Source organism: uncultured Slackia sp., from assembly GCF_944321625.1.
In the GTDB taxonomy this organism is placed as follows: Bacteria; Actinomycetota; Coriobacteriia; order Coriobacteriales; family Eggerthellaceae; genus Slackia.
On record NZ_CALUMA010000028.1, the window covers coordinates 1 to 4,338 of the forward strand.

At 63.0% G+C, this 4,338-nt stretch carries 2 protein-coding genes and 1 pseudogene; 2 read left to right on the forward strand and 1 reads right to left on the reverse strand.

What is annotated here, in order from left to right:
• A pseudogene (locus Q0J60_RS02580) lies at positions 1 to 971 on the reverse strand (LuxR family transcriptional regulator); the annotation flags it as partial.
• A 346-nt stretch (positions 972 to 1,317) separates the two neighbouring features.
• Here Q0J60_RS02580 and Q0J60_RS02585 point away from each other — a divergent pair.
• Both Q0J60_RS02585 and Q0J60_RS02590 read left to right on the forward strand, forming a co-directional pair.
• Positions 1,318 to 3,723, forward strand: coding sequence for a DMSO/selenate family reductase complex A subunit (locus Q0J60_RS02585; RefSeq protein ID WP_294438669.1), 2,406 nt, complete (start codon positions 1,318 to 1,320; stop codon positions 3,721 to 3,723).
• Positions 3,724 to 3,749: 26 nt separating this feature from the next.
• The coding region (locus Q0J60_RS02590) for a DMSO/selenate family reductase complex B subunit (protein WP_294438670.1) at positions 3,750 to 4,338 on the forward strand (589 nt) is incomplete at its 3' end.

Below are 4,338 nucleotides of genomic sequence, written 5' to 3' on the forward strand. Positions count from 1 at the left end.
GGCATGATGAGAAACGCGGTGATGAGCAGCGGGAACAGGAACCGGTAGACCGAGAGCACGTGCACGCGCAGGTTCTTCTTCTGCCAGACGGCGAGCAACGCCAGGCCGGCGACGAGCGAGCCGCACATGGAGACGATGTTCACGAGCGAGCCGATGACGGGCGTGTCGATGGCGAGCGCGCGCACGATGCCGCAGCAGAAGCCGACGGCGCCCACGCTGAGCGCGCTGGGGAAGTAGGCGCGCAGCGCCTTGCGGTAGACGGCGGGATGCTCGCGCGGCACGTCTTCGAACATGGGCTGGTCGAGATTGATCTCGCGGCTGCGCAGAACGATGGAGAGCCCGAAGAGCGGCAGGAACGCGAGCGGGATGAGGAACGCCGTCACCGCTTGCGGAATGAGATACAGCGCGAAGTACAAGAGCGCCGAGAAGACGGTGCCTACGATGAGGTTGCGGTTGCTCTCGTCCGCCTCCTGGCTGGCGTAGAGGCGCTGCCACAGCATGTAGAAGCCGGCGGAGCCCAGGCCGAGCAGCGCGCCGCCCACGATGACGAGCGGCGTGGAGATGTCGCTGAGGTAGATGGCGGCAATGAGGAAGCACCATCCGGCGAAGTACGGCGCCGCCGGCAGCAGCACGATGAAGCGCCGCGTGAACCGCGGGAAGAAGTACACGCCAAGCACGCTTGCGAAGAAGCTCGCGGTGTACACGAGCGACTGCGAAAGGAAGAACGCGAGCAGGATGTCCGAAGTCTGGAAAGCGACCGGCAAGAACGGGAAGACGCCACCCCACACGCTCGCGGCGTTGATGGCGAGGAAGAGCGCGTAACCGAGCAGTGTCGTGTTCGGTCGCAGCAGCGACGCGATGGTGTGCACGGGGCTCCTTCCTGCGAGCGGGATGGTACGACGCGGCGCGCCGGGCGCGAGGTTGGCGCCGAGCGGCGTCGTGGCGTGCGGGCGATGGGCCTTGCGCGGCACGAGGCATGCGGGCGATGAACCTTGCGCGCACGAGGAGCACGGGGCTGTCGCTCGTGGCGCGGTGACCATTGTACGGCATTCAAAGGGGCAGGTGATGGGCCATGCAAGAAGGGTGGTGACAGGTGTGCCCTTTTGACCAGGGATTTTGCAAAAATCACCCGCAGTATGTGACAAGCGTTTCGGCAAGCCGCGCACAATGATCGCGCTGCCCGCGCGCGGTCGAGCGCATGAAGAAGCCTCGATTGAGCGGGCGAACGCCGCGCCGAGCGCGGCGTGGCGCATGCTGGCGGAGCAGGGAGTCCGCCGCATGCGAGAGCAAGACGAGAGTTAAGAGAGGGAGGGAAACATGTCAGAGTTGATGCCGAATGTCAGCCGCCGCTCGTTCGTGAAGACGACCGGCGCGCTGGGCGCTTTGGCAGCCGTCGGCGGCACCGTTGCCGCGACGGGCTCCGTGTTCGGCGAGGGGACGCCCCAGGCGCACGCCGAAGCGGAGGAGAAGGTGACGTGGGGCCACTGCGCCATCAACTGCCCGGGCCGCTGCAGCCTCAAGTTCCACGTGAAGGACGACGAGGTTGCATGGGTTGAGACGTACACGAGCAAAGATGCCGACTTTGATGAGGTGCAGCCGCGTGCTTGCCTGCGCGGTCGCACGTACCGTCGTTGGCTTGCCGACCCGAACCGCGTGAACTACCCCATGAAGCGCGTGGGAAAGCGAGGCGAAGGCAAGTTCGAGCAGATTTCCTGGGATGAGGCCATCGACACCATCGCTTCTGAGCTTCGTCGCATCATCGACACGTACGGAAACGAGGCGGTTTACATTCCGTATGCCACGGGCGTGAGCTCTTCCACCGCCCGCAGCCTCCCGCGCTTTATGACGTGCCTGGGCGGTTATCTGGGCTCCTACGGTGACTACAGCGCCGCGCAGCTTGAGATGATCACCCCGTTCACGCTGGGCTCGAAGGGCTTCAATGGCTCGACTTTGAACGCCGCCGAGGACGCTCAGCTCATTCTTGCATTTGGCACGAGCCCGACGGAGACCCGCCAGGGTGGCGCTGTCTCGCACTATGACTGGGTGCATCTTCGCGAGCGCGCGAAGGGGAAGATTGTCTACATCGACCCGCGCTTGAATGACTCCGCTATGGGCCGCTCCGCCGAATGGCTGCCCATTAATCCGGGCACCGATGCGGCGCTCTGCTCCGCTATCGCTCACGAGCTGATCGTGAACGACCAGATCGACAAGGAATTCCTCGATACGTATTGCGTCGGCTTCGACGACACGACCATGCCTGAGTCGGCCAAGGGACAGAACAAGTCCTACAAGGACTACATCATGGGCACGGGCTACGACATGGAGGAGAAGACTCCGGAATGGGCCGCCCCCATCACGGGTATTTCCGCTGATCGCATCCGCGCACTCGCGGAAGAAATCGGAACTGCCAAGCCCCTGTACGTCGTGCAGGGTTGGGGCCCGCAGCGTCGCAGCAACGGTGAGCTGAATAGCTGGTCCATCATGATGCTGCCGCTGCTGACCGGTCAGTTTGGCCTGCCGGGCACCAACACGGGCGAGCGCGAAGGGTCCTATTCCATCTCTGTCCAGACCATTCCTGCGGGCACTAACCCGGTGAAGGCCAAGATTCCGGTGTTCTTGTTCACGGACGCGATTGACCATGGCACCGAGATGACCGCTCTGAATGCGGGCGTTCAGGGTGCTGACAAACTGAACGTGAACATCAAGTGCATGCTGAACTACGCGGGCAATTGCCTGACGAACCAGCATGGCGACATTAACCATGCGCACGACATCCTTGCTGACGAGAGCAAGTGTGAGTTCATTGTTGTGTGGGAAACGGTGCTCACGGATTCCGCGAAGTATGCCGACATCCTGCTGCCAGACCTGTTCCGCTTCGAGCAGGTTTCTCAGATTGGTACCGGTGGCGATCACGCTTACATGATTAGCGGCCAGCCGTGCACGACGCCGAAGTTCGAGCGTAAGACCCTGTACGATTCCCTGACGCTTCTTGCCGCCAAGATGGGTGTTGAGGAGGAGTTCACTGAGGGTAAGACCCAGGAAGACTGGATCAAGGAGCTCTACGAAAAGACCCGCGCCAAGGATCCCGAGCTTCCGACGTATGAGGAGGCAATGGAGATGGGCGTGTACACCCGCAAGAACCCCAAGGGCTGCACCATCGCCATGGAGGCCTTCCGAAAGGATCCGGTTGCCAATGCCCTCGACACGCCCTCGGGCAAGGTCGAAATTTACTCCGAGCAGCTTGCGGAGATTGCTGCGACGTGGGAGCTCGATGGTGAAGACGCCCTCATTTCTCCGATCCCGGTCTACACGCACGGTTTCGACGAGCTCGACATTCCGACGGAGGAATTCCCCCTGCGCTGTAGCGGTTTCCATTACCGCGGCCGTACGCACTCTTCCTGGGGCGGCGTTGAGCTGCTGAAGGAGGCAAACCCGCAGGAGGCCTGGATTAACCCGGTTGATGCCGACGAGCGCGACATCGCCCAGGGCGACACCGTGCGCGTGAAGAACGCGTTCGGCGAGATTGAGCTGCTGGCAAAGGTCACCCCGCGCGTTGTTCCTGGTACCGTCTGCATTTCGCAGGGTGCGTGGCACAACGCCGACATGAACGGTGACCGCGTGGACAAGGGCGGTTGCATCAACACGCTGACGACCCATCGTCCGTCTCCGCTGGCGAAGGGCAACCCGCAGCACAGCAACATCTGCGAAGTCGTGAAGGCCTAAGGTAGCGAGGAAGGAACGGAAGAATCATGACTCAGTATGCATTCTATTTCGACGGCACTCGCTGCACCGGCTGCAAGACCTGCGAGATGGCCTGTAAGGACTTTAAGGACCTCGACCTGGGCTTCGCGTATCGCAAGGTCTACGAGGTGACGACCGGCGAGACCACGAAGGACGCCGACGGCATCATCACCACCACGTGCGTGAGCTACCCGCTCTCCATGTCGTGCAACCACTGCGACGACCCGGCGTGCGTGAAGGTCTGCCCGACGACCGCCATGCACAAGGACCCGGAGACGGGCCTGGTGAGCGTTGACACCGCCAAGTGCATCGGCTGCGGCTACTGCCATATGGCCTGCCCGTACAACGCGCCGAAGGTGGATCGCTCCAAGGGCCACTCCGTCAAATGCGACGGGTGCGCTGACCGCGTGGCTGCCGGCGAGAAGCCGGTGTGCGTCGAGGCCTGCCCGGCCCGCGCGCTGGACTTCGGCACCGTCGAGGAGATGAGCGCGCTCGGCCGCATCGCCGACATCGCGCCGCTGCCCGACCCGGCCTACACTACGCCGAACCTGTACATCAAGCCTTCCGAGGACGCGCTGCCCTTCGGCGCTCCGAACG

What these genes read in the sequence shown, in the direction of transcription:
- Q0J60_RS02585 (WP_294438669.1), top strand. Translation starts at nt 1,318, where the DNA reads ATGTCAGAGTTGATGCCGAATGTCAGCCGCCGCTCGTTCGTGAAGACG.